The organism is Nocardioides sp. P5_C9_2 (genome assembly GCF_054049555.1).
In genome coordinates, this window is sequence record NZ_JBFUMD010000358.1 from 1 (window position 1) to 4,112 (window position 4,112).

Genomic DNA, 4,112 nt, shown 5'->3' on the forward strand with positions numbered 1-4,112 from the left:
CCCCGGGGTGGGGTTCGTCTCGGTGCTCAGCCGGGCCCACGGCCCGGTCGTGATCGGCCGCGAGGGCTTCCGCAGGCTCCTCGACGGCACGGTCGAGGGGGTCGACCCGCTCGCCCCGTTCGGCCCGCACGCCGCCGCGGCCATGCTCCGCTGCACGACGATGCCCTCCGCGCCGGACCTCTACGTCAACAGCACCATCGACGCCTCGACGCTGGAGGTGATGGCCTTCGAGGGGCTGGTGGGATCGCACGGCGGTCTCGGCGGCTGGCAGGACTCCGCGATGTTCGTCGTGCCCACCGCCCTGGAGTCCCCCGACGAGCACGTCCACGGGGCCGACGCGCTGCACCGGGTGCTCGTCGGGTTCCTCGAGCAGTCGGGCCAGCGCCGTGACCTGCCCGTGCCGGGCCGCCAGGCCGAGCCGGCCTGACGCGTCAGTCCTCCGGATCGTCGAGCCGGGCCAGCCAGGTGGCCAGCCGCTCCACCGGGGTCTCGAACTCCGGGTGCTGGTCCACGAAGGCCTGCAGCTGGTCGGCGACCCACGCCAGGGTGACCTCCTCGTCACCCCGGCGTCGCTCGAGCTCCTCGATGCCGCGATCGGTGAAGTACACGACCCAGCCTCAGTAGTCCCGACCCGGAGCCGCGCTCGGCGCCTCGAAGGCGGCGTCGAGCAGCGACTTCTGCTCCTCGGCGTGGCGCTTGATCGTGCCCACCGACGGCGAGGCCGAGGCCGGCCGGGTGACGGGCTCCACGGTCACGTCGAGCGTCGGCCACACGGTGAGCTGGTAGTGCGGCCACGGACCCATGTTGACCGGCTCGTCCTGCACCCAGCGCACGACCTTGAGGTTCGGGTACTTCGCGATCTCGGCCCGGATCTCGTCCACGGGGTTGGGGTAGAGACGCTCGATGCGACCGATCGCGACGGTGTCGCCGTGCTCGCGCTTGCCGCGCTCGACCATGAGGTCCCAGGTGACCCGACCCGAGCAGAGCAGCAGGGTCTCCACCTTGTCCGCCTCGACCGTCGCGTCCCCGATGAACGGGCGGAAGGTCGTCTCGCCGGTGAAGTCGTCCGGCTGCGAGGCGGCCTCCTTGCGCTTGAGCATCGACTTGGGCGTGAAGACCACCAGCGGACGGTGCTCCTCGCCGAGTGAGTGGCGACGCAGCAGGTGGAAGTACGACGCGGGCGTCGAGGGCTGCGCCACCACCATCGCGTCCTCGGCGGCCATGGTCAGGAACCGCTCGATGCGCGCCGAGCTGTGGTCGGGACCCTGTCCCTCGTAGCCGTGGGGGAGGAGCAGCACGACGCCGGACTGCTGGCGCCACTTGGTCTCGCCCGCGGAGATGAACTCGTCGATGACGGTCTGGGCGCCGTTGACGAAGTCGCCGAACTGCGCCTCCCACAGCACCAGCGCCTCGGGACGGGCCACGGAGTAGCCGTACTCGAAGCCGAGGGCGGCGTACTCCGACAGCAGCGAGTCGTAGACGTGGAACTTGGCCTGGTCCTCGGTGAGGTTCGTCAGCGGAGTCCACTCGTCGGCGTTGACCCGGTCGATGATCGTGGCGAACCGCGACACGAACGTGCCGCGCCGCGAGTCCTGGCCGGCCAGGCGCACCGGACGGCCGTCCATGAGCAGGGAGCCGAACGCGAGGATCTCGCCGGTGCCCCAGTCGATGGGGCCGTCGGCGATCGCGGCGGCCCGGCGCTGCAGCTGCGGCATGACCTTGGGGTGGACGGTGAAGCCGTCCGGCGGGGTCGTGTAGGCGTCGGCGATCCGCTTGAGCACCTCGGGCGACACGGCCGTGCTGAAATCGCCGACGGGCTTGTCCGGGTAGTCCGGGACGGTGGTCCACTCGGAGGGCTGGCCGCTGGCCTCGCGCACCTCGGTGAAGACCCGCTCCAGCTGCTGCTGGTAGTCCTTGAGGACCTGCTCGGCCTCCTCGACGGTGATGTCCCCGCGACCGATGAGGGACTCGGTGTACAGCTTGCGCACCGAGCGCTTCTGCTCGATCAGGTCGTACATGAGCGGCTGGGTGTACGACGGGTCGTCGCCCTCGTTGTGCCCGCGACGGCGGTAGCAGACGAGGTCGATGACGACGTCCTTCTTGAAGGCCTGGCGGTACTCGAAGGCGAGCCGGGCGACGCGGATGCACGCCTCCGGGTCGTCGCCGTTGACGTGGAAGATCGGCGCCTGGACCATCCGGGCCACGTCGGTGCAGTAGAGCGAGGAGCGCGACGAGCCGGGGGAGGTGGTGAAGCCGACCTGGTTGTTGACGACCACGTGGATCGTGCCGCCGGTGCGGTAGCCGCGCAGCTGCGACAGGTTGAGCGTCTCGGCGACCACGCCCTGGCCCGCGAAGGCCGCGTCGCCGTGGACGAGCAGCGGGAGGACGGGGTAGGCGGCGCCCTTGTTGAGGACGTCCTGCTTGGCGCGTGCGATGCCCTCGAGCACCGGGTCGACCGCTTCGAGGTGCGAGGGGTTGGCCGCGACCGAGACCTTGATCTGGTCGCCGGAGCCGGCGACGAACTCGCCCTCGGCACCGAGGTGGTACTTCACGTCGCCGGAGCCCTGGACGGTCCGCGGGTCGATGTTGCCCTCGAACTCGCGGAAGATCTGGCTGTACTTCTTGCCGACGATGTTGGCGAGCACGTTGAGGCGGCCGCGGTGCGCCATGCCGATCGCGACCTCGTCGAGGCCGACCTCGGCGGCTGCCTCGCAGATCTCGTCGATCAGCGGGATCGTGGTCTCGCCGCCCTCGAGGGAGAAGCGCTTCTGGCCGACGAACTTGGTCTGCAGGAACGTCTCGAAGGCCTCGGCCTGGTTGAGCTTGAGCAGGATCCGCAGCTGCTCCTCGCGGGGCGGCTTGGTGTGCGGCTGCTCCACGCGCTGCTGGATCCACTTGCGCTGCTCGGGGTCCATGATGTGCATGTACTCGATGCCGGTCGTGCGGCAGTAGGAGTCGCGCAGGATGCCGAGGATGTTGCGCAGCTTCATGAAGCGGCGGCCCTCGCCGCCGAAGGACCCGGTGGCGAACTCGCGGTCGAGGTCCCACAGGGTCAGCCCGTGCGACTCGACCTCGAGGTCGGGGTGGCTGCGCTGGCGGTACTCGAGCGGGTCGGTGTCGGCCATCATGTGGCCGCGCACCCGGTAGGCGTGGATGAGCTCGAGGATGCGGGCCTGCTTGACGATGTCGTCGTCGTGGCTCGCCACGATGTCCTTGGCCCAGCGGATGGGCTCGTAGGGGATCCGCAGCGAGCGGAAGATCTCGTCGTAGAAGTCGTCCTCACCCAGCAGCAGCTGGTGGACGCGCCGCAGGAACTCGCCCGACTGCGCACCCTGGATGACCCGGTGGTCGTAGGTCGACGTGATCGTCATGACCTTGCTGACGCCGTTGCGGTTGAGCGCCTCGTCGGAGGCGCCCTGCCACTCGGCGGGGTACTCCATCGCGCCGACGCCGACGATGACGGCCTGTCCGGGCATGAGCCGGGGCACCGAGTGGCTGGTCCCCAGGCCGCCCACGTTGGTGAGGCTCATGGTGGTGCCGGAGTAGTCGTCCATCGTGAGCTTGTTGTCACGGGCCCGACGGATGACCTCCTCGTACGCCGTCCAGAAGCCGGCGAAGTCCATCGTCTCGCAGCCCTTGATGGACGGCACGACGAGCTGGCGGGTGCCGTCCTTCTTCTGCTGGTCCACGGCGAGTCCGAGGTTGATGTGCGCCGGCGCCACCATGGTGGGCTTGCCGTCGACCTCGGCGAAGTGGTTGTTCATCTCCGGCATCGAGCGCAGCGCCTTGACCAGCGCGTAGCCGATGAGGTGCGTGAAGGAGACCTTGCCGCCGCGGGCACGGGCGAGGTGGTTGTTGATGACCGTGCGGTTGTCCCACAGCAGCTTGACCGGCAGCGTGCGGATCGACGTCGCCGTCGGGACGCTCAGGGACAGGTCCATGTTCTTGGCGGTCGCGGCCGGGATGCCGCGCAGGGTCGTGTACGTCGGCTCGTCGGTCGCCGCGGCCGGTGCGGTCGGCGTGGCGTCCTTGGCCACCGGGGTGCTGGTGCCCTTGGCGGGCTCGGCGGCCTCGCTCGCAGGACGCGGCTTGGCGGTGGGACGGGCCGAGGA

General features: G+C 69.9%; 2 protein-coding genes and 1 pseudogene. 1 reads left to right on the forward strand and 2 read right to left on the reverse strand.

Going from position 1 to position 4,112, the window contains the following annotated elements; genetic code table 11:
* Positions 1-427 (forward strand): annotated as a pseudogene (locus ACXJKL_RS15960) (nucleotide pyrophosphatase); the annotation flags it as partial.
* A 4-nt stretch (positions 428-431) separates the two neighbouring features.
* Here ACXJKL_RS15960 and ACXJKL_RS15965 read toward each other — a convergent pair.
* The gene (locus ACXJKL_RS15965) at positions 432-608 is read right to left on the reverse strand and encodes a DUF6104 family protein (RefSeq protein WP_235537350.1); all 177 of its coding nucleotides are present in this window, start codon (positions 606-608) and stop codon (positions 432-434) included.
* Between the two features lie 9 nt (positions 609-617).
* The coding region (locus ACXJKL_RS15970; RefSeq protein ID WP_457208014.1) for a multifunctional oxoglutarate decarboxylase/oxoglutarate dehydrogenase thiamine pyrophosphate-binding subunit/dihydrolipoyllysine-residue succinyltransferase subunit at positions 618-4,112 on the reverse strand (3,495 nt) is incomplete at its 5' end.